1 pseudogene is annotated in these 208 nt (G+C 33.7%); it reads right to left on the bottom strand.

Going from position 1 to position 208, the window contains the following annotated elements:
• A pseudogene (locus V6260_RS19525) lies at positions 1-191 on the bottom strand (carboxypeptidase); the annotation flags it as partial.
• Between the last annotated feature and the right edge of the window lie 17 nt (positions 192-208).

Genomic DNA, 208 nt, shown 5'->3' with positions numbered 1-208 from the left:
ATAAAGCCGCCTTTTGTAAGTGCGGTAATTAGTTTATTTATAGTAAACTGTTCTACTTCAGTTAAAAAGTCATTTAAGTTTTTTGCCTGTAAATCTGAACTAAGTGCTTTGTGATACCAATCAGTTGCTGCAAAATAATGAAGGCGGTTGTCAGCTTTGATAGGACCATAGCGTTTAATACAAATATCTGTGGTCTATACTAGTACAA

Source organism: Pseudoalteromonas aliena (genome assembly GCF_038155085.1).
In the GTDB taxonomy this organism is placed as follows: Bacteria; Pseudomonadota; Gammaproteobacteria; order Enterobacterales; family Alteromonadaceae; genus Pseudoalteromonas; species Pseudoalteromonas aliena_A.
The sequence above is the reverse complement of the archived record's forward strand: the minus strand, read 5'-3'. Positions and strand labels throughout refer to the sequence as shown.